At 66.0% G+C, this 24,086-nt stretch carries 18 protein-coding genes, 2 rRNA genes and 1 pseudogene; 20 read left to right on the top strand and 1 reads right to left on the bottom strand.

Features of this window, described 5'->3' with window-relative positions:
- Positions 1-159 precede the first annotated feature (159 nt).
- The 7 genes and pseudogenes from ACXZ1E_RS03310 (at position 160) to ACXZ1E_RS03280 (ending at position 9,004) form a co-directional block, all read left to right on the top strand.
- Positions 160-3,273, top strand: a 23S ribosomal RNA gene (locus tag ACXZ1E_RS03310).
- Positions 3,274-3,377: 104 nt separating this feature from the next.
- Positions 3,378-3,494, top strand: a 5S ribosomal RNA gene (rrf, locus tag ACXZ1E_RS03305).
- Between the two features lie 109 nt (positions 3,495-3,603).
- Positions 3,604-5,232 (top strand): primosomal protein, encoded by a 1,629-nt coding sequence (locus ACXZ1E_RS03300; protein ID WP_458042017.1) that lies wholly within the window; start codon positions 3,604-3,606, stop codon positions 5,230-5,232.
- Complete coding sequence (locus tag ACXZ1E_RS03295) at positions 5,232-6,272, top strand: HAD-IIA family hydrolase (RefSeq protein WP_458042016.1); 1,041 nt, start codon at positions 5,232-5,234, stop codon at positions 6,270-6,272. The genes ACXZ1E_RS03300 and ACXZ1E_RS03295 overlap by 1 nt, the downstream gene beginning before the upstream one ends.
- Positions 6,273-6,342: 70 nt before the next feature.
- Positions 6,343-6,525 carry a hypothetical protein gene (locus ACXZ1E_RS03290; protein ID WP_458042015.1) on the top strand — a complete coding sequence of 61 codons (183 nt, stop codon included), beginning with the start codon at positions 6,343-6,345 and terminating at the stop codon, positions 6,523-6,525.
- Complete coding sequence (locus tag ACXZ1E_RS03285) at positions 6,522-7,346, top strand: TlyA family RNA methyltransferase (RefSeq protein WP_458042014.1); 825 nt, start codon at positions 6,522-6,524, stop codon at positions 7,344-7,346. Before ACXZ1E_RS03290 ends, ACXZ1E_RS03285 begins: the two co-directional genes overlap by 4 nt.
- A 150-nt stretch (positions 7,347-7,496) precedes the next feature.
- Positions 7,497-9,004: pseudogene (locus tag ACXZ1E_RS03280) on the top strand (IS1634 family transposase).
- Here the strand turns inward: ACXZ1E_RS03280 and ACXZ1E_RS03275 are convergent.
- A complete protein-coding gene (locus tag ACXZ1E_RS03275) occupies positions 8,931-10,469 on the bottom strand; it encodes a cryptochrome/photolyase family protein (RefSeq protein ID WP_458042013.1) in 1,539 nt (512 codons plus the stop codon). The pseudogene ACXZ1E_RS03280 and the gene ACXZ1E_RS03275 sit on opposite strands and share 74 nt — an antisense overlap.
- Before the next feature lie 103 nt (positions 10,470-10,572).
- Here ACXZ1E_RS03275 and ACXZ1E_RS03270 point away from each other — a divergent pair, with 103 nt between their 5' ends.
- The 13 genes from ACXZ1E_RS03270 (at position 10,573) to ACXZ1E_RS03210 (ending at position 24,047) form a co-directional block, all read left to right on the top strand.
- Positions 10,573-11,574, top strand: a complete 1,002-nt coding sequence (locus ACXZ1E_RS03270; protein WP_458042012.1) for an NAD kinase — start codon at positions 10,573-10,575, stop codon at positions 11,572-11,574.
- Positions 11,571-13,283 carry a DNA repair protein RecN gene (gene recN / locus ACXZ1E_RS03265; protein ID WP_458042011.1) on the top strand — a complete coding sequence of 571 codons (1,713 nt, stop codon included), beginning with the start codon at positions 11,571-11,573 and terminating at the stop codon, positions 13,281-13,283. The genes ACXZ1E_RS03270 and recN overlap by 4 nt, the downstream gene beginning before the upstream one ends.
- Positions 13,284-13,342: 59 nt before the next feature.
- Complete coding sequence (locus ACXZ1E_RS03260) at positions 13,343-15,007, top strand: CTP synthase (RefSeq protein ID WP_458352090.1); 1,665 nt, start codon at positions 13,343-13,345, stop codon at positions 15,005-15,007.
- Complete coding sequence (locus tag ACXZ1E_RS03255) at positions 15,000-15,581, top strand: NUDIX domain-containing protein (RefSeq protein WP_458042009.1); 582 nt, start codon at positions 15,000-15,002, stop codon at positions 15,579-15,581. Before ACXZ1E_RS03260 ends, ACXZ1E_RS03255 begins: the two co-directional genes overlap by 8 nt.
- 11 nt (positions 15,582-15,592) lie before the next feature.
- The gene (xerD, locus tag ACXZ1E_RS03250; protein ID WP_458042008.1) at positions 15,593-16,516 is read left to right on the top strand and encodes a site-specific tyrosine recombinase XerD; all 924 of its coding nucleotides are present in this window, start codon (positions 15,593-15,595) and stop codon (positions 16,514-16,516) included.
- Positions 16,517-16,613: 97 nt separating this feature from the next.
- On the top strand, positions 16,614-17,522 hold the full coding sequence (locus tag ACXZ1E_RS03245) for a ParA family protein (RefSeq protein WP_458042007.1): 909 nt from the start codon (positions 16,614-16,616) through the stop codon (positions 17,520-17,522).
- Positions 17,506-18,348: a segregation and condensation protein A gene (locus ACXZ1E_RS03240; protein WP_458042006.1), complete on the top strand. Its 843-nt coding sequence runs from the start codon at positions 17,506-17,508 to the stop codon at positions 18,346-18,348. The genes ACXZ1E_RS03245 and ACXZ1E_RS03240 overlap by 17 nt, the downstream gene beginning before the upstream one ends.
- A complete protein-coding gene (scpB, locus tag ACXZ1E_RS03235; protein ID WP_458042005.1) occupies positions 18,338-18,931 on the top strand; it encodes an SMC-Scp complex subunit ScpB in 594 nt (197 codons plus the stop codon). The genes ACXZ1E_RS03240 and scpB overlap by 11 nt, the downstream gene beginning before the upstream one ends.
- 5 nt (positions 18,932-18,936) lie before the next feature.
- Positions 18,937-19,743, top strand: coding sequence for a pseudouridine synthase (locus ACXZ1E_RS03230; RefSeq protein ID WP_458042004.1), 807 nt, complete (start codon positions 18,937-18,939; stop codon positions 19,741-19,743).
- 9 nt (positions 19,744-19,752) lie between these two features.
- Complete coding sequence (locus tag ACXZ1E_RS03225; protein ID WP_458042003.1) at positions 19,753-20,868, top strand: prephenate dehydrogenase; 1,116 nt, start codon at positions 19,753-19,755, stop codon at positions 20,866-20,868.
- On the top strand, positions 20,861-21,571 hold the full coding sequence (gene cmk, locus ACXZ1E_RS03220; RefSeq protein ID WP_458042002.1) for a (d)CMP kinase: 711 nt from the start codon (positions 20,861-20,863) through the stop codon (positions 21,569-21,571). Before ACXZ1E_RS03225 ends, cmk begins: the two co-directional genes overlap by 8 nt.
- A gap of 4 nt (positions 21,572-21,575) precedes the next feature.
- Positions 21,576-23,099 carry a ribosome biogenesis GTPase Der gene (gene der / locus ACXZ1E_RS03215; RefSeq protein ID WP_458042001.1) on the top strand — a complete coding sequence of 508 codons (1,524 nt, stop codon included), beginning with the start codon at positions 21,576-21,578 and terminating at the stop codon, positions 23,097-23,099.
- 48 nt (positions 23,100-23,147) lie between these two features.
- Entirely contained in the window at positions 23,148-24,047 is a 900-nt protein-coding gene (locus tag ACXZ1E_RS03210; RefSeq protein ID WP_458042000.1) for an NUDIX domain-containing protein, read from the top strand.
- Positions 24,048-24,086: the final 39 nt, after the last annotated feature.

The raw sequence follows: 24,086 nt of genomic DNA, 5'->3' as shown, positions 1-24,086 counted from the left end.
GCGGGAAGGTACCGCCCGTACTTTGAGAACTACACAGTGGACGCGAGCATCTTTGAGTCGATCTTTTAGATCGGCTCACAAAGATGATCTTAATAGATCATTAGTCAATTTTGAGTTGAGCCTTCGGGCTCAAATCGATTCTGATTCAAACTCATGTGATTTCAAATCTTTAAGAGCAAACGGTGAATGCCTTGGCATCTGGAGCCGAAGAAGGACGTAGCAATCTGCGATAAGCCTCGGGGAGTGGATAAGCACACCTTGATCCGAGGATTTCCGAATGGGGAAACCCCGCTGGGCAGCGTGCTGACCCAGTGACTCCCGCCTGAATATATAGGGCGGGTAGAGGGAACGTGGGGAAGTGAAACATCTCAGTACCCACAGGAAGAGAAAGCAACCGCGATTCCGTTAGTAGTGGCGAGCGAAACCGGAAGAGGCTAAACCGAGTATGTGTGATATCCGGCAGGAGTTGCATATTCGGGGTAGTGGGACTTTTCATGTTGCTCTGCCGAGCAACAAGCGTGATGAGACAATATAGACGAATGGTATTGAAAGACCAGTCATAGAGGGTGCGAACCCCGTAGTCGAAATATTGCCCTCAGCGCGAGAAGTATCCCAAGTAGCACGGGGCCCGAGAAATCCCGTGTGAATCCGCCAGGACCACCTGGTAAGCCTAAATACTCCCAGATGACCGATAGCGGACAAGTACCGTGAGGGAAAGGTGAAAAGTACCCCGGGAGGGGAGTGAAATAGTACCTGAAACCGTTTGCTTACAAACCGTTGGAGCCTCCTTAGTAGGGGTGACAGCGTGCCTTTTGAAGAATGAGCCTGCGAGTTAGCGATATGTGGCGAGGTTAACCCGAGTGGGGTAGCCGTAGCGAAAGCGAGTCTGAATAGGGCGATTCAGTCGCATGTCCTAGACCCGAAGCGAAGTGATCTATCCATGGCCAGGTTGAAGCGAAGGTAAGACTTCGTGGAGGACCGAACCCACTTAGGTTGAAAACTGAGGGGATGAGCTGTGGATAGGGGTGAAAGGCCAATCAAACTTCGTGATAGCTGGTTCTCTCCGAAATGCATTTAGGTGCAGCGTTGCGTGTTTCTTGCCGGAGGTAGAGCTACTGGATGGCCGATGGGGCCCAAAAGCTTACTGACGTCAGCCAAACTCCGAATGCCGGTAAGTGAGAGCGCAGCAGTGAGACTGTGGGGGATAAGCTTCATAGTCGAGAGGGAAACAACCCAGACCACCATCTAAGGTCCCAAAGCGCGTGCTAAGTGGGAAAGGATGTGGAGTTGCCTTGACAACCAGGAGGTTGGCTTAGAAGCAGCCACCCTTGAAAGAGTGCGTAATAGCTCACTGGTCAAGTGATTCCGCGCCGACAATGTAACGGGGCTCAAGCACGCCACCGAAGTTGTGGCATTGATATTATTGGTAGGCCTTCGTGGTCCAGCCGTATTGATGGGTAGGAGAGCGTCGTGTGGCCAGCGAAGCGGCGGTGTGAACCAGCCGTGGAGGCTACACGAGTGAGAATGCAGGCATGAGTAGCGAAAGACATGTGAGAAACATGTCCTCCGAAAGACCAAGGGTTCCAGGGTCAAGCTAATCTTCCCTGGGTAAGTCGGGACCTAAGGCGAGGCCGACAGGCGTAGTCGATGGACAACGGGTTGATATTCCCGTACCCGCGAAGAACCGCCCAAACTAACCCAGTAGTGCTAAGTGTCTGAATCCCACTGACGGATCCCTTCGGGGTGAAGCGTTGGGCCTAGCGCACGACCCCATGCTGGTGCGGTTAGCGTATTAACAGGTGTGACGCAGGAAGGTAGCCGGTCCTCGGCGATGGTAGTCCGAGGCCAAGTGTGTAGGCCGAGAGATAGGCAAATCCGTCTCTCATTAAGGCTGAGACACGAAGGGGAGCCCGTAAGGGCAAGATCCGGTGATCCTATGCTGCCAAGAAAAGCATCGACGCGAGGTTCTAGTGGCCCGTACCCCAAACCGACTCAGGTGGTCAGGTAGAGAATACCAAGGAGATCGAGAGAATCGTGGTTAAGGAACTCGGCAAAATGCCCCCGTAACTTCGGGAGAAGGGGGGCCTTCGACGTATAAGGACTTGCTCCGAAAGCGTTTGGAGGCCGCAGAGACTAGTGGGTAGCGACTGTTTATTAAAAACACAGGTCCGTGCCAAGTCGCAAGACGATGTATACGGACTGACGCCTGCCCGGTGCTGGAAGGTTAAGAGGACCGGTTAGCCGCAAGGCGAAGCTGAGAATTTAAGCCCCAGTAAACGGCGGTGGTAACTATAACCATCCTAAGGTAGCGAAATTCCTTGTCGGGTAAGTTCCGACCTGCACGAATGGCGTAACGACTTCCCAACTGTCTCAACCGCGAACTCGGCGAAATTGCATTACGAGTAAAGATGCTCGTTACGCGCAGCAGGACGGAAAGACCCCGTGACCTTTACTATAGTTTGGTATTGGTGTTCGGTGTGGCTTGTGTAGGATAGGTGGGAGACTTTGAAGCTTGGACGCTAGTTCAGGTGGAGTCATTGTTGAAATACCACTCTGGTCACTCTGGATATCTAACTTAGAACCGTAATCCGGTTCAGGGACAGTGCCTGATGGGTAGTTTAACTGGGGCGGTTGCCTCCCAAAAAGTAACGGAGGCGCCCAAAGGTTCCCTCAACCTGGTTGGCAATCAGGTGTCGAGTGTAAGTGCACAAGGGAGCTTGACTGTGAGACTGACAAGTCGAGCAGGGACGAAAGTCGGGACTAGTGATCCGGCAGTGGCTTGTGGAAGCGCTGTCGCTCAACGGATAAAAGGTACCTCGGGGATAACAGGCTGATCTTGCCCAAGAGTCCATATCGACGGCATGGTTTGGCACCTCGATGTCGGCTCGTCGCATCCTGGGGCTGGAGTAGGTCCCAAGGGTTGGGCTGTTCGCCCATTAAAGCGGTACGCGAGCTGGGTTTAGAACGTCGTGAGACAGTTCGGTCCCTATCCGCTGCGCGCGTAGGAAATTTGAGAGGATCTGACCCTAGTACGAGAGGACCGGGTTGGACGAACCTCTGGTGTGTCAGTTGTCCTGCCAAGGGCACCGCTGATTAGCTACGTTCGGGATGGATAACCGCTGAAAGCATCTAAGCGGGAAGCCGGCCTCAAGATGAGATTTCCATGCCTTCGGGCGAGAGGCTCCCAGCCAGACTACTGGGTTGATAGGCCGGGTGTGTAAGCGTGGCAACACGTGTAGCTGACCGGTACTAATAAGCCGACGATTTGATAATCACCTATTTTTGCTAGGTGCTTGCGTCCACTGAGTGGTTCTCGATGTACGGTCGAGAACCGCATAACAATGACTTTGTTATGCTGATTGAAACATCAATAGTGTTTCGGCGGCCATAGCGAGAGGGAAACGCCCGGTTACATTCCGAACCCGGAAGCTAAGCCTCTCAGCGCCGATGGTACTGCAGGGGAGACCCTGTGGGAGAGTAGGACACCGCCGGACTTCTTTCAAGAAAGGGCCACCCAACGCTGGGTGGCCCTTTCTTCGTTAACAGAGCTGTTTTGCAACAGTGCGATTTCGCCGACGGGCGAGTCGCGAAAGGATCGGAAACATGGCAGACGACGACCGCAAGGACGATGAGCGTCGCGGTGGGCCCGATCGCGGGCGTGACGCCTCTGGACGTTCACCCCGCACGGGTGGCAGCGCCGATCGCCGTCCGTCCTCTTCTCGCGGCGGTGATGCTTCGCGTAAGCCGTACGAGAAGCGTGATGGCAATACGTCTCGCGCACCGTACGTAAAGCGTTACGGTGATGCGCCGCGTAAGCCGTACGAAAAGCGTGATGGCAACTCGTCGCGTCCTCCGTATGTGAAGCGCGACGGCGACGCTCCGCGTCGACCGTACGAGAACCGCGATAGCGGTGGTTCGCGTCCGCCCTATGCGAAGCGTGATGGTGATGCGCCTCGTCGTCCGTACGAGAACCGCGATGGCAATGGATCGCGTTCGCCGTATGTGAAGCGTGATGGTGATGGGCCTCGTCGTCCGTACGAGAAGCGTGACGGTGATTCGCCGCGCAAGCCGTACGAGAAGCGCGACGGCAACTCTTCGCGTCCGCCTTACGTCAAGCGTGATGGTGATGCTCCCCGTCGCCCATACGAGAACCGCGACAGCGGTGGTTCGCGTCCGCCCTATGTGAAGCGTGATGGTGATGCTCCGCGTCGCCCGTACGAAAAGCGCGACGGCAACTCTTCGCGTCCGCCCTACGTCAAGCGTGATGGTGATGCCCCCCGCCGTCCCTACGAGAACCGCGATAGCGGTGGCTCGCGCCCGCCCTATGAACGCCGCGACGGCAACTCTGGTCGCCCCGGATACAACCGCAGCGACGCCCCGCCCCGTGACCGGGACCGCGATCGTGACTTCGAGCCACGCATCCCGGATCCGTTCCTGCCCGACGATGTCACCGCCCGCGACCTCCACCCGAGTGCGCGCAACGAACTGCGCACCCTGAGCAAGGAAAACGCTGACACGGTCGGCCGTCACCTGGCGATGGCCGTACGGATGATCGACGAAGATCCCGCTCTCGCGCACGAGCACGCCCTGGCTGCTTCGCGCAAGGCCGGCCGAGTCGCCGTGGTTCGTGAATCGCTTGCGATCACGGCGTACGCCGTGGGCGACTTCGCCCTGGCTCTGCGCGAACTGCGCACCTACCGGCGCATTTCGGGCAGCGACGATCAGATCGCGATGATGGTCGACAGCGAGCGTGGTGTGGGGCGTCCCGATCGTGCCCTCGAGGTCGGTCGTGCGGTCGATCGCGACTCGCTTCCGATCGAAACCCGCGTCGAGTTGGCGGTCGCCATGTCCGGTGCCCGCCTCGACCTGGGTGACCCGGAGCGTGCACTGCGCGAGCTGGATATCCCCGAGCTGAACCCCGATACCGCTTTCCCTTGGAGTCCCGGTCTGTTTGCCGCACGCGCAACCGTGCTCGAAGAGCTGGGACGCCTGGACGAGGCCGCCCGCTGGACCAAGCTCGCCGAGGTGGCCGAGGGCGCACTCGACGGCGACGGCTCGGATGACGTACTCGAGATCGACGAAATCGAAGAGCTCGACATCGACTTCGACGATGACGCAGATCTGGACGATGACGATGACGCTGATGATGCAGATGTAGATGCAGATGATGAATCGGAGTATTTCGAGCCCGTCGAAGGCAACAAGAGCGACGAGACAGAGGCATCCGACTGATGGCGCTCCTCGGGAGGGCGAGCTCGACGCCGCTTGATGGGGTCGATGCGGTCCTCGCCGATCTCGACGGGGTCGTGTACGCCGGTCACCAGGCGATTCCGCACGCCGTCGAGGCGCTGAACGCCGCGGGTCAGACACGTCGGCTCGGTTACATCACCAACAACGCCTCCCGCACGGACGCCACCGTCGCGACACAGCTGACCGAGCTCGGCCTGCACGTGCGTCCCGAAGACGTCATCACGAGCCCCCAGGCCGCGATGCGTCTGCTGCGGGACATGCTTCCCGAGGGGTCCCGTGTGCTGGTCGTCGGGGGAGAGGGCCTGACCGTCGAGGTCGAGAAGGCCGGTTTCACGGTGACGCGCAGCGCAAAGGATTCGCCCGCCGCGGTCGTCCAGGGTTTCTCGCCGGATGTCGCCTGGCGGGACCTCGCCGAGGCCGCGTTCGCGCTTGCCTTGCCCGAGGATCAGGGCGGCATCCCGTGGGTCGCGACGAATACCGACTGGACGATCCCGCAGGCGCGCGGTATTGCGCCGGGGAACGGCACGCTCGTGTCCGCCGTTCACACCGCGGTCGGGCGTCTCGCGACCGTCGCCGGCAAGCCCGAAACGCCGATCTTCTTCGAGGCGATCGCGCGGTTCGGCGCCCAGCATCCGCTCTTCATCGGCGACCGGCTCGACACCGACATCCTCGGCGCGCAGCGTGCCGGAATCGCTTCGGCGCTCGTGCTGACCGGAATCGACCGACCGAAGCACGTCCTCGCCGCGCCCGCCGGCTCGCGTCCGGACTTCATCCTCGGCGACCTGCGCGAACTCTCGCAGCCGTATCCGGCGGCGAAGACACGCGGGAAGGATGGCGCAGTCACGGTCGGCGACGCCACCGTGCGTGTCGCCGGAAACGACGTTGAGATCGTCGCGGAGGGATCCGCGCAGATCAACCTGCTGCGCGCCGCGGCCGGCGCGATCTGGGACTCGGGTCGTGCGATCTACGGATTGCGGGTTCCCGAGCGGCTCTACGACGACCCCTTCCGCACGGCGCGCTGAGCGGTGAGTGGATCCCGTCGCTGACGCCGGGCATCGAGGCATCGGCCGGTGCCCGTCGTATCCTGGGACGATGAGCAACACGCCCGAGGGATCGTTCGACGACAGCCTGGTGTCGCGTCTGCGGGTGGTCGAGGAGCAGCCCCTCGCGACCCGCGCCGCCGCGTTCGACGCGATGCACGAAGAACTCTCGCGCGAACTCGAGGGTGTGGGCGGCCTCGCGGACCCGCGCGCTTCGGCATCCGGCGACCGATGAGTGAACGTTTGGATGCCGCGCTGGCGGCGCGCGGCCTTGCGCGTTCGCGCACGCACGCCGCGGGGTTGATCGCCGAAGGGCTCGTGACGGTTGATGGTCGACCCGTCGTGAAGTCGTCGGCGAAGGTCGAAGAGACGTCGCTCATCGAGGTCGCCGCGTTCGATCACTACGTCAGCCGCGCCGCGCACAAGCTGATCGCCGCGTTCGAGGCGTTCCCGATCGAGGTCGGGGGCAGGGTAGCGCTCGATATGGGCGCCTCTACCGGCGGGTTCACGCAGGTGCTGCGGGAGCGCGGCGCCGACCCAGTGATCGCGGTGGATGTCGGGCACGGTCAGCTGTCGGAGCGGATTCGGGGAGACGTCGGCGTCGTGTCGGTCGAGGGCTACAACGTGCGCGACATGACACCGGAGTCACTTGCCGCGGTGAGCGGTGTGGATCGCGTGCCTTCGCTCGTCACGGGCGACCTGTCTTTCATCTCGTTGGGGCTCGTCCTGCCGGCCGTCCGCGTAACGATGGACGACGCCGGCGATGCGGTTTTGCTGATCAAACCGCAGTTCGAGGTGGGACGGACATCCGTCCGCGGTGGGCTCGTCACCGATCCCGCTTCGCGCGCTGATGCCGTTGCCAGCGTGCTGTGGGCGGCCTGGGACGCGGGCCTCGGTACCCATGGGGTGATCGCCTCGCCATTGCCCGGCACGCACGGTAATCACGAGTTCGTGGCGTGGCTGCGGGTGCGCGATGTCGCGGATGACGGTGCGGACGCGGATGCGGCGAACCCGACGGCGTGGCTCGCCCTGGTGAACGAGCTCACTCAGCGCTGACGGTCAGCTTTCGCGCCGCTTGCGCATCTGCGCCAGACCTGAGTCGTGCCACTTTTTCGTGATTTGGGGTTTTGGGGTCGGAGTTCGTTGATTTTCCGGGGGTGCTGGTGTCCGGGCGGGGCACTAATGGACGGCTTTTAGACTGCTCGGATGGGCTTGTTCGTGCGGAAGGTGCCAACTTCCTCGGGCGCGACGGCGGTGCAGATCGTGCGGAAGCACCGCGGCGTCCGCACGATCGTGGAACACATCGGCTCCGCGCATGACGACGCTCAGCTCGCCGTGCTGGTGCAGATCGCGAAGGACCGGATTCAGGCCGGGCAGCTCGCGTTCGATCTGGACGCGCTGGGCCCGGCGTCGCCGGTGACGGCGGCGCCGATCGTGACAGGCAGTTCCTCGCGTGTGCTTTGGGAGGTGCTCGAGGGTGCGTATGTTCGGCTCGGGTTCGACGTCGTGGGCGACGACACGTTCCGGAAACTCGTGCTCGCTCGGGCGGTGGAGCCGACGTCGAAAGCAGACACGATCCGTGTCCTCGGTGAGCTCGGCGTTCCGGCGGCATCGTTGCGGACGATCTGGCGGACCCTGGCCCGTTGTGTTGAGCAGGACTGGCGTGACCAGGTCTCCCGCGCCGCTTACGCTCACGCCACGAAGGCGGGGGAACTGTCCCTGGTGCTCTACGACGTCACGACCCTGTATTTCGAAGCCGAAGACGAGGACGATCTCCGCAAGGTCGGGATGAGCAAAGAACGCCGCGTGGACCCGCAGATCGTCGTCGGGCTGCTGGTCACCCCCGGCGGGTTCCCGTTGGAGGTCCACGCGTTCACCGGCAACACCGGCGAAACGACCACCCTCCTCCCGGTGTTGCGGTCCTTCCAAGACCGCCACGGTGTCAAAGACATCGTCGTGGTTGCCGATGCGGGGATGCTCTCCGCCTCGAATCTGAACGCGCTCGAAGATGCCGGGTTCTCGTTCATCGTCGGGTCCCGGATCAGTAAAGCCCCCGACGACCTCATCGAACACTTCACCATCGGGACCGCTCTCCACGACGGGGAAACCCTCGAATCGAAACGGATCATGGGGGTCGGGCCGAACGCGCGTGAGCGGCGGATCGTCTACCACTACTCAGCGAAACGCGACCGGCGGGATAACCACACGTTGGACAAGCAGGTCGAACGCGCGCAGAAGGTCGTTGACGGAACCAGGCCGGTGAAGAAGGACCGGTTCGTGAAACTCACCGGCAGCAGCCGAGACATCGACCAGACCCTGGTGGATCGGGCCCGGCAAGTCGCTGGCTTGAAGGGCTACGTCAGCAACATCCCCGCGATCCGGCTCGACGGGCGCGAGGTCGTGGCCGCGTACACGAGCTGTTCCAGGTCGAACGATCGTTCCGGATGGCGAAAACTGACCTCCAAGCCAGGCCGATGTTCCACCATCAGCACGACTCGATCCAAGCCCACCTCACGATCGTGTTCACCGCCCTCGCCATCTCACGCCACCTGCAAGACACCACAGGGGTCAGCATCCGTCGACTCGTCCGCACCCTCCGGCCCCTCCGAGACGTCACCATCCGCATCGCCGGGAACGACATCACCGCAACAACACCGCCCGGACCCGACGCCGCGGCGATCCTCGACACGATCGCCGCCGACACAGGGCACTAAAGTGGCACGAGTCAGGCCAGAGGGATGGCGAGCCGGTGGTTGTCCGCGAGCTGCGGCTCGTTGCGGTCGAGGAACTCCCCCAGTAGGCGCCGGTGAAGGCATCCTCCTGCGCGACTTTGGCGCTCGACCACCACGACCCCATGCGCTGCAGATAGGCCCCGCCCGCGATGTAGGGCTTCGTTGCCACGCGGCCGCCGTCCGCGAACTGGCTCATACCCTGCACGTTCGGCACCATGACCCAGTCGAACGCATCCACGAACATCGCCGAAAACCACTCGTAGACCTCGCGGGGATCGTAGCCCTGCAGCAGGAACCAGTTGCCGAGCACCATCAGGCGTTCGATGTGGTGTGCATAGCCGTAGCGGTGGACCCGCACGAGGACGGTGCGGACCGGCAGCGGAAGCTCGTCGGGGATTCCTTCCGCGGTGTACCACCATGCCTCGAGTGTGCGGGTGAAATGGAAGTAGTTGGCGTCCTCGAGCGCGGGCTGCGCGCGGAACGCGCCGCGCATGTACTCCCGCCATCCGATGACCTGGCGAATGAAACCCTCGCGCGATTCGAGGGGGGCGTCGGAGCGCTCGACCCGGTCGACGACTTCCTGAGGCGTGAGCAGCCCGATGTTGATCAGAGGGCTGAGGACGGAGTGGAAGAGGAACGGCTCGTCGGCATCCATCGCATCTTCGTAGCGTCCGAAGTCGGATAGGCGACGAGTGACGAAGTCATCGAGCCACTCCCGCGCGCCCTCGGGGGTCACGGGGAGCCAGAAGCTCTGTGGATCGCCTGGATGATCGCCAAAGAGCCGCTGCGTGTCGGCGATGGCCGAGCGGGTGATCTCATCGGGATCGGGAATCGGCACCGCCGGGATATCGAGGGTGTGGGCCTTCGTTTTCTTGTCGCGGGGGAGCGGATGCCTGTTCTCGGCGTCGAAGTTCCACCGGCGTCCCTCGGGGGCGCCGCCCTCCATGAGGATGCCCGTGCGCCGACGTTGCCAGCGGTAGAAGTCCTCCATCCGGGCCGTGGGGTGGCTCGCGAACCATTCGTCGATCAGCGCCTCGGGCGTGAGGAAGAGGTCATCGGGGTAGGTGTGCGTCTGCAGCCCGTGTCCGTCGGCGATCTTTTCGATCGAGCCCTGGACGCGCGGATCGGTGTGCGCCATCCACGCGAGGTGGGTGATGTCGTGCTCGCGGACGAGGACCCCCACCGCATCACCGAACGACTCCCTGCGGTCGTCCGCGACCGTTTCATCGGCGTCGATCCGGCGGTACGCGACGGCGATGCCGCGCTCTTCGAGGCGGGCGGCCGCGTGACGCATGGAAGCCAGAAGCAGCACGATCTTGTGCGCGTGGTACGGGCGACGCTCGAAGCTCCGCGCGTTCTCGATGAAGAGGACGAGGTCGATCTCGGGGTCCGAGTAGGCGGGGTGATCGTCGAGGAGCTGCGTCGCGAGCACCAGCGCTGCCTTCATACCCACAGTCTCGCAGCCGGATATCCTCCCCAGCGCGCGGGCGGCCCGGCGAACGGGACCCATCCGACAGAATGGGTGAGGCGAACCAACCGGCGGGAGCGGCATGACGAGCACGCGAAACATCCTGGTCGTCGCGCATGCGTTGCGCGACGATACGGTCGCTGCTGCGCGCCGCGTGACGGCCGCCTTGGTCGCGGCTGGTGCCCGCGCCGTATTCTCCGCGGATGATCGAGCCCAGTTGGGGGCCGCGATCGAGGACTTCGACAACACCGGCACGCTCGGCATCGACGTCCCCGTCGACGAGATCGAGTTCGCGATCGTGCTCGGCGGCGACGGCACGATCCTGCGCGCCGCAGAACTCGTTCGCGGCGGCACCGCACCGGTGCTCGGAATCAATATGGGCCACGTCGGGTTTCTCGCCGAGATCGAGCGCGACGAGTTGGACGAGGCGGTACACCGCGCGATCCTCGGCGACTACCGCGTCGAGGAGCGCTTGGCGCTCGCCGTCAGCGTTCAGGACTCCGATGACTCCTTGATCTACGAGACGTGGGCCCTCAACGAGGCGACGGTCGAGAAAGCCAGCCGCGAACGGATGCTCGAGGTCGTTCTCGAGGTGGACGGTCGGCCCCTCTCGAGCTTCGGCTGCGACGGCATGGTCGTTTCGACCCCCACCGGTTCGACCGCGTACAACTTCTCCGCCGGCGGGCCGGTGATCTGGCCGACCGTCGAGGCGATGGCGGTGGTGCCGCTCTCGGCTCATGCCCTGTTCGCCAAACCCCTCGTGGTGGGCCCCGAGGCCACGATCGCGATCGAGGTGCTCGAACGCACGAACGGCACGGGCATCCTCTGGTGCGACGGTCGCCGCTCGCACGATCTGCCGCCCGGTGCCCGCGTGATGGTGCGGCGATCTCCCGAGCCCGTGCGTCTCGCGCGTCTGCACCCCGCGGCATTCACCGACCGGCTGGTGCGCAAGTTCCGGTTGCCGGTCGAGGGATGGCGCGGGCCCATATCCGCCGAGCCCGAGACCTGGGCGATGCACGAACCGACCGAAACGAACACGGGCACCGTGACCGACGCCGAGACGCACCCCGGGGCGGGCGCATGATCGAGGAAGTACGCCTGGCCGGGCTCGGGGTGATCGCCGAAGCGACCCTGCCCCTCGGTCCCGGCTTCACCGCCATCACGGGTGAGACGGGTGCCGGCAAGACGATGGTCGTGACGGGCCTCGGTCTGTTGCTCGGTCAACGCGCCGACTCTGGCGTGGTGCGCTCGGGTGGTCAGGCCGAGGTCGCGGGCATCTGGAATGTCCCCGCTGAGGGATCCGTCGCCGACCGTGTGCGCGAAGCCGGAGGAGACCTCGAGCCGCTGGGAGCTGACCGCGCCGAGTTGTACGTCGGCCGTACGGTCACGGCCGAGGGCCGCAGCCGCGCGAGCGTGGGTGGGCGCGCCGCCCCGGCCGGGGTCCTCGCTGACCTGGCGGATGACCTCGTGGTCGTGCACGGGCAGTCCGACCAGCTGCGCCTGCGCTCGGCGTCGGCGCAGCGCGATGCCCTCGATCGTTTCGGGGGAACGGGAGTACGCGACGCGCTCGCGGCATACCGGACCGCGTGGAATCGCTGGCGCGAACTCGACGCCGAATACACGACCCTCACGACCCAGCGCGATGCGCGTACCGCCGAGGCCGAGGCCTTGCGCGCGGCGCTCTCCGAGATCGAGGATGTCGCACCGCAACCGGGTGAGGATGTCGAGCTCGCCCAGCGCGCTGAGCGGCTCGCCAACGTCGAAGAACTACGGGGGGCTGCAGCGGGTGCGCGCGAGGCGCTCTCTTCCGAGGCCGACGCCGTCGACGTTTCGACCCTGATGGGAGAGGCCCGGCGCCTGCTCGAACGCGCGAGCGCTCAGGACCCCGCGCTCGAGACGTTCTCGCAGCAGGTGGCCGAGCTCGGATTCCGTGCCGCCGAGATCGCGACGGACCTCTCGGGGTATCTCGCGGATCTGGATGAATCCGGACCCCTCGAACTCGACGCCGTCGAGACGCGGCGGGCAGAGCTCGGCACCCTCGTCCGGCACCACGGGACGTCCCTCCACAATGCTTCGCTGGACGAGGTCATCGCGCTCGCCGAGACCGGTGCCGCCCGCCTGGCAGAGCTCGAGGGCGACGACGCCCGCATCGGCGAACTCGCGGAAGAACGGGATGCCGCTGCTCGCGAACTCGATGCCGCCGCTGCGACCCTGACCGAGCGCCGCACGGCAGCCGCCGTGACCCTCGGCGATGCCGTCAGCGCCGAGCTCACCGCCCTCGCAATGCCCGACGCGCGCCTGCAGGTGACCGTGTCCGTGGGTACCCCGAGCGCGGACGGACGGGATGACGTCGCCCTGCTGCTCGCCCCGCATCCTGGCGCCGAGCCGCGACCGGTCTCCAAGGGTGCGTCGGGTGGAGAACTCAGCCGTGTCATGCTCGCGATCGAGGTCGTCATCTCCGAGACCGATCCCGTGCCGACCTTCGTCTTCGACGAGATCGACGCGGGTATCGGCGGCGCCGCCGCGATCGAGGTCGGACGTCGCCTCGCGCGCCTGGCCGAGGCATCCCAGGTCATCGTCGTCACGCACCTCGCGCAGGTGGCCGCGTTCGCCACCAACCACCTCACCGTCGTGAAAGAGAACGACGGATCGGTGACCGCCTCGAGTGTCCGTAGGCTCGAAGGGCCCGAGCGCGCCGCCGAGATGGCGCGGTTGTTGTCGGGGCTTCCCGACTCGGCCGCGGCGCTCGAGCACGCGCGCGAGCTGCTCGGGCTCGCGGGCTCCCGCGACTGATAGGATTAAAGCCCGTGGCGGAAACTGCATCGGGAACATCGAACGACATCACCAAGCACATCACGAGGCACATCTTCGTGACCGGTGGTGTCGTTTCTTCATTGGGTAAGGGCCTGACCGCCGCGAGCCTCGGCAATCTGCTGACGGCGCGGGGTCTGCGGGTCGTGATGCAGAAGCTCGATCCCTATCTGAACGTGGATCCGGGAACGATGAACCCGTTCCAGCACGGCGAGGTCTTCGTCACCGATGACGGCGCCGAGACCGACCTCGACATCGGGCACTACGAGCGTTTTCTCGACGTCGAACTGAGTCAGGCCGCCAACGTCACGACCGGTCAGATCTATTCGCAGGTCATCGCGCGTGAGCGCCGCGGCGAGTACCTCGGCGACACCGTTCAGGTCATTCCGCACATTACCGACGAGATCAAGCGACGGATGCGCCTGCAGGCCACGCAGGATCCCCAGCCGGACGTCATCATCACCGAGGTCGGCGGAACGGTCGGCGACATCGAGTCGCAGCCGTTCATCGAGTCCGCGCGTCAGATCCGACACGAGCTCGGTCGACGGAACGTGTTCTTCGTGCATGTCTCGCTCGTGCCGTTCATGGGCGCCTCGGGCGAGCAGAAGACCAAGCCGACCCAGCACTCGGTCGCGGCGCTCCGCTCGATCGGTATCCAGCCCGACGCGCTCGTGCTCCGCAGTGACCGTCCCGTCACCGAGTCGAACAAGCGCAAGATCGCGCTGATGTGCGACGTCGACGAAGACGCGGTCGTCAACGCCGTCGACGTGCCGAGCATCTACGACATCCCGACGATGTTGCACGATCAGGGCCTCGATTCGTACATCGTCAACGCTCTGGGTCTGGATGAGGCGCAGGACGTCAACTGGTCGCGCTGGGAGCGGGTGCTCGGCGCCGTGCACAACCCGAAGCACGACGTCACGATCGGTCTCGTCGGCAAGTACATCGACCTGCCCGACGCGTATCTCTCGGTGACCGAGGCGCTCAAGGCCGGCGGCTTCGCGCACGAGACCCACGTGAACATCCGCTGGATCCCGTCCGACCTGTGCGAGACGCCGGAGGGTGCCGCGCGCGCCCTGGCGGATGTCGATGGCATCTGCGTTCCCGGTGGTTTCGGCATCCGGGGCATCGAGGGCAAGCTCGGCGCGCTGAAGTTCGCGCGCGAGCAGGGCATCCCGACGCTCGGGCTGTGTCTGGGGCTGCAGTGCATGGTGATCGAGTACGCGCGAAACCTCGCGGGTCTCGAGGGTGCGTCATCGAGCGAGTTCGACCCCGACACCGAGTTTCCGGTCATCGCGACCATGGCGGAGCAGGTCGACATCATCGCGGGCGGAGACCTCGGCGGCACGATGCGCCTCGGCCTGTACGCCGCGGACCTGCGCGAGGGTTCGCTCGCCGCGGACCTGTACGGCGCGACGCAGATTTCGGAACGCCACCGCCACCGTTACGAGGTCAACAACGCCTACCGCGACCGGCTCACGGAGGCCGGCCTGGTGTTCTCGGGTCTCTCGCCCGACCGGGCACTGGTCGAGTACGTCGAGCTGCCGCGCGACGTGCACCCGTACTACATCGCCACGCAGGCGCACCCCGAGCTGCGTTCGCGCCCGACCGCACCGCATCCGCTGTTCCGCGGGCTCGTGGGAGCGGCACTCGAGCGCCACCGCGCGAGCGAGCTCTTCGATGTGGATCCGGTGGAGAATGACTGATTTCAGCGCGTTGCGCGACGAACCGACGACGGTCGAGATCACCCGCAGCGAGGTCGTCTACCCCGGCCGCGTCTGGGATGTGCGCAGCGACACCTTCGATTACAACGGCGAGTCCACGTCGCGCGACTACGTCGACCACACGGGTGCCGTCGCCATCGCCGCGATCGATGACGACGGACGCATCCTGCTCTTGCAGCAGTACCGGCATCCGATCCGCTCTCGCGACTGGGAGATCCCGGCCGGCCTGCTCGACATCGCTGGTGAACCGCCCGCCGACACGGCCCGGCGCGAGCTGGCGGAAGAGGCCGATCTGACGGCGAGTCGGTGGAGCGAGCTCGTCAGCATCAAGACTTCGCCCGGCGGCAGCGACGAGATCGTGCACATCTTCCTGGCCGAGGGCATCTCGCCCGCTCCCGAGACGTACGCACGCGAGGCGGAAGAGGCCGACATTCGCCTCGAATGGGTCCCGCTCGACGATGTCGTGACGGCCGTTCTCGAGGGACGGATGCAGAACGCGATCCTGATCGTCGCGGCCCTCGCGGCCGCCGAACACCGCCGCCGGGCGGCGAGCTGAGCCGAACCCCGGTGCGCATCGATCGAGCCGTCACGGCGTACCTGCGCCACGTCTCGATCGAGCGTGGGCTGTCGGAGCACACGGTCGCGGCGTATCGACGCGACCTCGGCGACTATGTCGCGTGGCTCACCGAGCAGGGAGTGCTCGACACGGCCGATGTCACCCCGGATGTCGTGGGGCGCTTCGTCGCTGATCGGGCTGCGGCATCCCCTCCTCCCGCCGCGTCGAGTCTGGCGCGCCTGCAGTCCTCGGTGCGGGGGTTGCATCGTCATCTCGCCCGCGAGGGAATCGAGGACGAGGATGTCTCGGCCCGGCTTCGCCCGCCGAAGGCGGCCCGGCGACTGCCCCAGGCGTTGACGATCGACCAAGTCGAGCAGTTGCTCGCGGCGCCGTCGGGGGAGGACCCCATCGGCCTCCGCGATCGGGCTCTGCTCGAGCTGATGTACGCCACGGGCGCTCGAGTGTCGGAGGTGGTGACGCTCGACGTGGACGACCTTGCGGGTGCGGGCGGAGGCGACGGGGCCGGCGATATCGTGCGCCTGCGGGGGAAGGGCGACAAAGAACGCATCGTGCCGGTCGGTTCCTTCGCCCGCGACGCTGTCGATGCCTACCTGACCCGTGTACGTCCCGAGTTGTCGCTGCGGGGTCGCGCCACGCCTCGGCTGTTCCTCGGTGCCCGCGGGGCGCCGCTGTCTCGGCAGAGCGCGTGGCTCGTCATTCGGGCCGCCGCCGAAAATGCGGGAATCGCGGCCCATGTCTCGCCGCACACGCTCCGCCACTCGTTCGCCACTCACCTGCTCCAGGGCGGTGCCGACGTGCGCGTCGTGCAAGAGCTTCTCGGGCACGCGTCGGTCGCGACAACGCAGATCTATACGCACGTGACCGTCGACGCCCTGCGCGATGTGTACGCGACATCGCATCCGCGGGCGCGGTAACGCGCCGGACAGCATCGCCGTCCGCGCGCGCCGCCCGGGCCGAGCGTGCGCGGGTGACTAGAATCGGTCCACGACATAGGGTTCAGATGCCGTTGACATGGTGACGCAGGGAGTATCGGTGGCGGGCAGCGCGCGGGGCACGAAGAAGGCCTCCTCGACGGACGAGGCACCCCTCGGCCCCACCGGTCGTCCGTACCACGGCTTTCCCACACCGCCGAAGCTCGATTCGCACGGTCCGGCGCGCATCATCTCGCTCTGCAACCAGAAGGGCGGGGTCGGCAAGACGACCACGACCATCAACCTGGCGGCATCGCTCGCCCACTACGGCCGTCGCGTGCTCGTGGTGGACTTCGACCCGCAGGGCGCCCTGTCTGCCGGACTCGGCATCGCGACTCACGATATCCCGACCGTTTACGACCTGCTGCTCGACACCAAGCGCGATCCGCGCGAGATCATCGTCCCCTCGCGCACCGAGGGCCTCGACGTGCTGCCGGCCAATATCGACCTGTCCGCCGCCGAGGTGCACCTCGTCAACGAGGTCGCCCGCGAGACGATTCTGGCGCGGGTGCTGCGCCACGTCTCTCGCGAGTACGACGTCATTCTGATCGACTGCCAGCCCTCGCTCGGCCTGCTCACGGTCAACGCTCTGACCGCCAGCCACGGCGTGCTCATCCCGATGGAGTGCGAGTTCTTCGCGATGCGCGGCGTCGCCCTGCTGATCGAGACGATCGAGAAAGTGCGCGATCGCCTCAACCCCGCGATCGAACTCGACGGGGTGCTCGCGACGATGTACGACGCCCGCACGCTCCACGCCCGCGAGGTTCTCGAGCGTGTTGTCGAGGCCTTCGGCGACGATGTACTCGAGACCGTCATCGGTCGGACGGTCAAGTTCCCGGATGCATCCGTCTCGGGCTTGCCGATCATCGAATTCGCCCCCGAACACGCCGCCGCCCAGGCCTACCTGCGCCTGGCGCGGGAACTGGTCGCGCGTGGCGACGTCGCCTGAGATCGCGCCAGGTGCCCACGGCGCGGACAACGAAGCGGACGACGACGGCCGGTTTCGGGTCTCGGTCACGGGATTCGACGGCCCGTTCGACCTGCTGCTCTCGCTGATCTCGAAGCACGAACTCGACATCACCGAGATCGCGCTCAGTAAGGTGACGGACGAGTTCATCTCGTACCTGCGGGCGCTCGATCCGGACGAAGAGCTGGAGCGGGCGAGCGAATTCCTCGTCGTAGCGGCGACCCTGCTCGACATGAAGGTCGCGGGGCTCTTGCCCCAGGGCGAGCTGGTCGATTCCGAATCCGTTGCCCTGCTCGAGGCGCGAGACCTGCTGTTCGCCCGCCTGCTGCAATACCGCGCTTTCAAAGAGGTGTCCGGATGGTTCGGCACCCGACTGCAGAGCGAAGACACACGGCACGCACGTGCCGTGCGGCTGGACGAGAAGCACCGCGCGGCCGTGCCCGAGCTGCTCTGGACGCTGTCGGTCGAGGACTTCGCCGCGCTCGCGCTCCTGGCGTTCAGCCCACGCGAGATGCCGCATGTCGGTCTCGAGCATCTGCATGCGCCGCTCGTCAGCATCCGCGAACAGGCGGCCGTCGTCGTGTCGCTGCTTCGTCGGTCCGAGTCGGTGAGCTTCCGGGAGCTCGTCGCCGGAGTCACGCAACCCGGTATCGTCGTGGCGCGGTTCCTCTCGATCCTCGAGCTGTACCGCCACGCGGCGCTGTCATTCGAACAGCTGGAGCCGCTCGGCGAACTCACCCTCCGATGGTCGGCCGAGAACTGGTCCGACGAACAACTTGCGAGCCTGGGGGCCGATTATGACCGTTGATGTTTCGACAGACTCAGCCCCCGACGCATCCGTCGCCCGCCGCCTCGAGGCGATTCTGCTCGTGATCGAGGAGCCGCAGAGCCTCGTCGCCCTCGCGACCGCCGTGTCGGCGCCCGTCGCCGCCGTGCGTCAGGCGATCGAGTCGCTCGTCGAGGACTACGACGGCCGCGCGGGGGGACCACGGCGCGGGTTCGAGCTGCGCGAGGTCGGCGGGGGCTGGCGCCTGTACGTGCGCGCGGAGCACGACGACCTGGTGAGTGAGTTCGTGAACACGCAGGCGCCGTCGCGACTGTCGCAAGCGGCGCTCGAGACCCTCGCCGTGATCGCGTACAAGCAGCCGGTCACGCGCGGCCAGGTCGCGGCGATTCGCGCCGTCAATGTCGACTCGGTCGTGCGGACGCTGCTCGGCCGCGGCCTCATCACGGAAGAATTCGCGGATCCCGAGACCGGGGCGATCCACTACGGAACGACCGACGCGCTGCTGGTGAACCTCGGCATCAACTCGCTCGACGAGCTGCCGCCGATCTCACCCCTGTTGCCCGATGTGTCGGACGGCGAACTCGACGAAGCTCTGGGGCGGTAAGCGACATGCACGAAGAAGAATCACGGCCGACGGATGCTTCGACCGACGGTGTGCGACTGCAGAAGGTTCTCGCCCAGGCCGGCGTGGCTTCGCGGCGCGTCAGCGAAGCGCTGATCGCCGACGGGCGCGTGCGGGTGAACGGCGTGGTGGTGACCGAGATGGGCGCGCGGATTCATCCGGAGTCCGACCTGGTCGATGTCGACGGGGTTGCCGTACAGGTCGAGTCGGGCATGCGTTACGTCATGCTCAACAAGCCGACGGGCGTCTTCAGCACGATGCGCGACGAGCGCGGCCGCCCCGACCTGACCCAGTACACGGCCGAGTGGCCCGAGCGCCTCTACAACGTCGGGCGCCTCGACGCCGAGACGAGTGGCCTGCTCATCCTCACCAACGACGGTCAGCTCGCCCACGTGCTCGCGCACCCCTCGTACGGGGTGACGAAGGTCTACATCGCCCAGGTGTCGGGCCGGGTCAGCGCGCAGACGATCTCGCAGCTGACGCGCGGCATCGAGCTCGAAGACGGCCCCATCGCGGCCGACAAAGCGCGACTGTTGGATACCTCGGGGGGCACGAGCCTGGTCGAGCTGACCCTGCACTCGGGGCGCAATCGAATCGTCCGTCGCATGATGGCCGAGGTGGGGCATCCGGTTCGTGAACTCGTCCGCAGGCAGTTCGGCCCGCTCCACCTGGGAACTCTCCCGGCGGGGCAGGCGCGGGAGTTGACTAAGGTGGAACGCGGCGCGCTGCTCACCCTCGCGCGCCGCGATGCCGCCCTCGCGAGCGACGACGAGCCGCAGGGCGACACTCAGTAGGAGATTTCAGTGACCGACACGACCACGCCACGTGTTGCCGCGCGCACCAGCGGCACCGTCCGCGTGGTCGGCGCGGGACTGCTCGGCGCGAGCGTCGGGCACGCCCTGACGGCCCTCGGCGTCGATGTCGCGCTCGATGACACGTCTCGTGCGCAGGTGCGTCTGGCCGTCGACTACGGTGCTGGGCGCCTCAGCCGCCCGGACGACCAGCCTCGCCTGATCGTCGTTGCGGTGCCGCCCGATGTCACGGCCGACGTCGTCGCATCCGAACTGGCCCGTTTTCCCGACGCTGTCGTGACGGATGTCGCGAGCGTCAAACTGGCGCCGCTGCACGAACTGCGCGAGCGCGGGATCGACCTGAAACGGTACATCGGCTCACACCCGCTCGCCGGTCGCGAGCGCGGGGGAGCGATCTCGGCGCGCTCCGACCTGTTCATCGGGCGTCCCTGGGTCGTCTGCCGCGACGAAGAGACGTCCTCCGCCGATCTCGCCGTTGTCGAAGGCCTGGCCCTCGACCTCGGCGCCATGCCGATCGAGATGACCCCCGAAGAGCACGACCGCTCGGTCGCCGTCGTCTCTCACGTGCCACAGCTCGTCTCGAGCCTGCTCGCGGCGCGCCTACGCGAGGCGCCCGAGCAATCGCTCGAACTCGCGGGCCAGGGCGTTCGCGACACGACGCGCATCGCCGCATCCCCTCCCGAACTGTGGGTGCAGATCCTCGGTGCGAACTCCGAACCCGTTGTCGAGGTGCTCGACCAACTCGCCGCCGACCTCGGCCGCGTCGTCGACGCGCTGCGCGATCCGGATGGCGCGGGCTCTCGCCGCACGGTCGCCGACGCCATTCAACGCGGCAACGAGGGCGTCGGGCGACTGCCCGGCAAACACGGGCAGAAGCGGCGCTACGAGCAGTTCGTCGTGATGGTCGACGACACCCCGGGGCAGCTGGCGCACCTGTTCAGCGACCTCGGCGTGCTCGGCGTGAACGTCGAAGATCTGAGGCTGGAACACTCACCGGGCGCCGCTTTCGGTCTCGCCGAGATCAGCGTGGAACCCGCAAGCGTCGCAGACGCGACCGCGGGGCTGGAAGAACGAGGCTGGCGGATGGCGGGCACGGGCAATGAGTGAATCGACCCCGGTGGTGCCGTTGGCAACCGCCGACAACGTGATCGCGATCGACGGGCCCGCGGGCAGCGGCAAGTCGAGCGTCGCCAAGCGCGTCGCCTCGCGCCTCGGCTACGGCTACCTCGACACGGGCGCCGCGTACCGTGCCCTCGCCTGGCACGTGCTCGAACGCGGTGCCGACACGAGCGATGCGAGCGCCGTGCTCGATGCGACGGGCGACTTCGATTTCGCGATCTCGACGAACCCCGACGACACCTGGGTGCGCGTCGGGTCGGTGGATGTCGCCGACGCGATCCGCGAGCCGCGCGTCTCGGATTCCGTCAGCGGCGTGGCCCGTGTGCCGGCGATCCGCCACGCCGTTACCAGCCTCTTCCGCTCGATCATCGCCGACAGCCCCGACGGCATCGTCGTCGAAGGCCGGGATATCACGACCATCGTCGCGCCAGACGCGGCCGTCCGGCTGCTGCTCACAGCAGCCCCCGAGGTGCGCGCCGCCCGGCGCAGCGCCGAACTGACCGGCGTGGAAGCAGCGGTCGTCGCCGACGCCCTGCACCGCCGCGACGCCTCCGACAGCGGGGTGGTCGACTTCTTGACCGCCGCCCCGGGGGTCGAGGTGGTCGATTCGACCGACCTCGATCTCGAACAGACCGTCGACGCGGTCCTCGACATCGTTTCGAGAACCCGCGCGACAGAACACGAGGACTGACGCCATGAGCGCTGACGACGAATACGAAGGTCGCCCCGACCAGATCGCCGAGAAAATGGCGGAGCTCGACCCCGAGTTGGTCGAGCAGAGGGCGGCGACACTGCGCGCATCCCTCGCCGACTACGACCTCGACGAGGACGACGCGCACCTGCTCGCAGGAGTCGAGCGAGGCATCGACGGCATCGAGTACCTTCCGGCGCTGCCCGTCGTCGCGATCGTCGGTCGCCCGAACGTCGGCAAGTCTGCCCTCGTCAACCGTATTCTCGGTCGCCGCGAGGCTGTCGTCGAGGACACCCCGGGTGTCACCCGCGACCGCGTCACGTACAAGGCCGAGTGGATGGATCGCCGCTTCTCGCTCGTCGACACCGGCGGGTGGGAGCCGGATGCTCGCGGCATCGATGCATCCGTTGCCGCTCAGGCCGAGGTTGCGATCGATCTGTCGGACGTCGTGCTGTTCGTCGTCGATGCCATGGTCGGTCCAACCGCGACCGACGAGCAGGTCGTCAAGCTGCTGCGCAAGAGCGGCAAGCCCGTCTTCCTCGTCGCCAACAAGATCGACGACGCGCGCCACGAACCCGAGGCCGCCGCGCTCTGGAGCCTGGGTCTCGGCGAGCCGTACCCCGTTTCGGCCATCCACGGCCGTGGCGTCGCGGACCTGCTCGACCAGCTGATGGAGAAGCTGCCCGAGATCTCGGCCGTCGCGTCGCACGAGATCGGTGGCCCGCGCCGCGTTGCGATCCTGGGACGTCCGAACGTCGGCAAGTCGTCGCTGCTCAACAAGGCGGCGGGCGAAGAGCGCGTCGTCGTGAACGAGCTGGCGGGCACGACCCGCGACCCGGTCGACGAGATCGTCGAGCTCGGCGGCAAGCTCTGGCGTCTGGTCGACACCGCCGGCATCCGTCGCCGAGTGCACCTGCAGCAGGGTGCCGACTTCTATGCGTCGCTGCGTACCGCGACGGCGCTGGAAAAGGCGGAGGTCGCCGTGGTCGTGCTCGATGTGAGCGAGTCGCTCAGCGAGCAGGACGTGCGGATCATCGACATGGTGTTGGAGTCGGGCCGCTCGCTCGTGCTCGCGTTCAACAAGTGGGACCTGCTGTCGACCGACAAGCTCGTGGACGATGATCGTCGCCGCTACCTCGAGCGCGAGATCGAGCAGGACCTCGCGCACGTTGCGTGGGCGCCCCGCGTGAACATCTCGGCTAAGACCGGGCGTCACCTCGACAAGCTCGTGCCCGCGCTCGAGACGTCGCTCGAGTCCTGGGATCAGCGCATTCCGACCGGAAAATTCAACGCGTTCCTCTCCGAGCTCGTGGCCGAGCACCCGCACCCGCTTCGGGGCGGCAAGCAGCCGCGCATCCTGTTCGGAACGCAGGCCGCGTCGCGCCCGCCGACATTCGTGCTGTTCACGACCGGATTCCTCGACCCCGGCTACCGCCGCTTCATCGCGCGTCGCCTGCGCGAGATCTTCGGCTTCGAGGGCACGCCGATCCAGATCAACATGCGGGTCCGCGAGAAGCGCACGCGCTAACCCGGCAGGCCGGGCGCTGAGGCCCCTCCGGTGTGAGAATCTGGAGGGGTGAGCATCGAGCCCCCCGTCCCCGGTGAGCCGCGGCGCCCGTCCGGACCGCGCGATCCGGGCGATGCCTGGGTCGTGGCCGACAGTGGCGAACGTTATTGGGGTCGCTTCGGAGCGGCGGGTCTGCTCGCGTACGACGCCGCGCTCGACAGTGTGCTGCTACAGCACCGCGTCTCGTGGAGCCACTTCGGGGGCACCTGGGCGCTGCCCGGCGGTGCGCGTCACGAGGGCGAGTCCGCGATGGATGCGGCGCTCCGTGAGGCCCTCGAAGAGGCCGGCGTTCCCGGCTCGGCGATCCGTCCGCGCGCCACGAGTGTGCTCGACCTCGGCATCTGGTCGTACACGACCGTGATCGGTGATGTCGTCGTGCCCTTTGCGCCCGTGATCAGCGACCCCGAGAGCCATGCGCTCGAGTGGGTACGTGTTGACGCCGTCGTTGACCATCCGCTGCATCCGTCGTTCGAGGATGCCTGGAGTCACCTCCGCGCCGCCCTGCACCTGCGCCCTGTGATCGTCGTGGATGCCGCGAATGTCGTCGGTTCGGTGCCGGACGGATGGTGGAAGGATCGCGCGGGCGCGACGGATCGTCTGCTCGATCGGCTCGAAGCGCTCGCGGTCGGTGGGCTCGAGGCATCCGATATCGACTTGCCGGAGACCCGCTGGTTCCCTCGGGTCGTGGTGGTCGTCGAGGGTGCGGCGCGGGCGGTTGCCGATCGCGAGGGTCTTGTCGAGCTCGTGCGGGCCGCGGGCTCCGGTGACGATGCGATCGTGGACGTGGTAGGCAGTCTCGACGGGGCCGCAGTGACGGTCGTCACGAGCGACGCGGGGCTCGCGCACCGCTCGGAGCGGGCTGGCGCCACGGTGCACGGGGCTCGGTGGCTGCTGGATCTGCTCGGCTAGTAGTTCAACGGACGCGGCACGGCTGATCACTTCGACGAG

The sequence above is a fragment of the Pacificispira sp. HM-600 genome, assembly GCF_977993705.1.
Note: the sequence above shows the minus strand (reverse complement) of the source record. Positions and strands in the feature narration are given on the sequence as shown.

Bases quoted from the DNA above. Each gene is read 5' to 3' on its own strand.
- ACXZ1E_RS03300 (WP_458042017.1), top strand. From the start codon at position 3,604: ATGGCAGACGACGACCGCAAGGACGATGAGCGTCGCGGTGGGCCCGAT.
- ACXZ1E_RS03295 (WP_458042016.1), top strand. From the start codon at position 5,232: ATGGCGCTCCTCGGGAGGGCGAGCTCGACGCCGCTTGATGGGGTCGAT.
- ACXZ1E_RS03290 (WP_458042015.1), top strand. From the start codon at position 6,343: ATGAGCAACACGCCCGAGGGATCGTTCGACGACAGCCTGGTGTCGCGT.
- ACXZ1E_RS03285 (WP_458042014.1), top strand. From the start codon at position 6,522: ATGAGTGAACGTTTGGATGCCGCGCTGGCGGCGCGCGGCCTTGCGCGT.
- ACXZ1E_RS03275 (WP_458042013.1), bottom strand. From the start codon at position 10,469: ATGAAGGCAGCGCTGGTGCTCGCGACGCAGCTCCTCGACGATCACCCC.
- ACXZ1E_RS03270 (WP_458042012.1), top strand. From the start codon at position 10,573: ATGACGAGCACGCGAAACATCCTGGTCGTCGCGCATGCGTTGCGCGAC.
- recN (WP_458042011.1), top strand. From the start codon at position 11,571: ATGATCGAGGAAGTACGCCTGGCCGGGCTCGGGGTGATCGCCGAAGCG.
- ACXZ1E_RS03255 (WP_458042009.1), top strand. From the start codon at position 15,000: ATGACTGATTTCAGCGCGTTGCGCGACGAACCGACGACGGTCGAGATC.
- ACXZ1E_RS03245 (WP_458042007.1), top strand. From the start codon at position 16,614: ATGGTGACGCAGGGAGTATCGGTGGCGGGCAGCGCGCGGGGCACGAAG.
- scpB (WP_458042005.1), top strand. From the start codon at position 18,338: ATGACCGTTGATGTTTCGACAGACTCAGCCCCCGACGCATCCGTCGCC.
- ACXZ1E_RS03230 (WP_458042004.1), top strand. From the start codon at position 18,937: ATGCACGAAGAAGAATCACGGCCGACGGATGCTTCGACCGACGGTGTG.
- cmk (WP_458042002.1), top strand. From the start codon at position 20,861: ATGAGTGAATCGACCCCGGTGGTGCCGTTGGCAACCGCCGACAACGTG.
- der (WP_458042001.1), top strand. From the start codon at position 21,576: ATGAGCGCTGACGACGAATACGAAGGTCGCCCCGACCAGATCGCCGAG.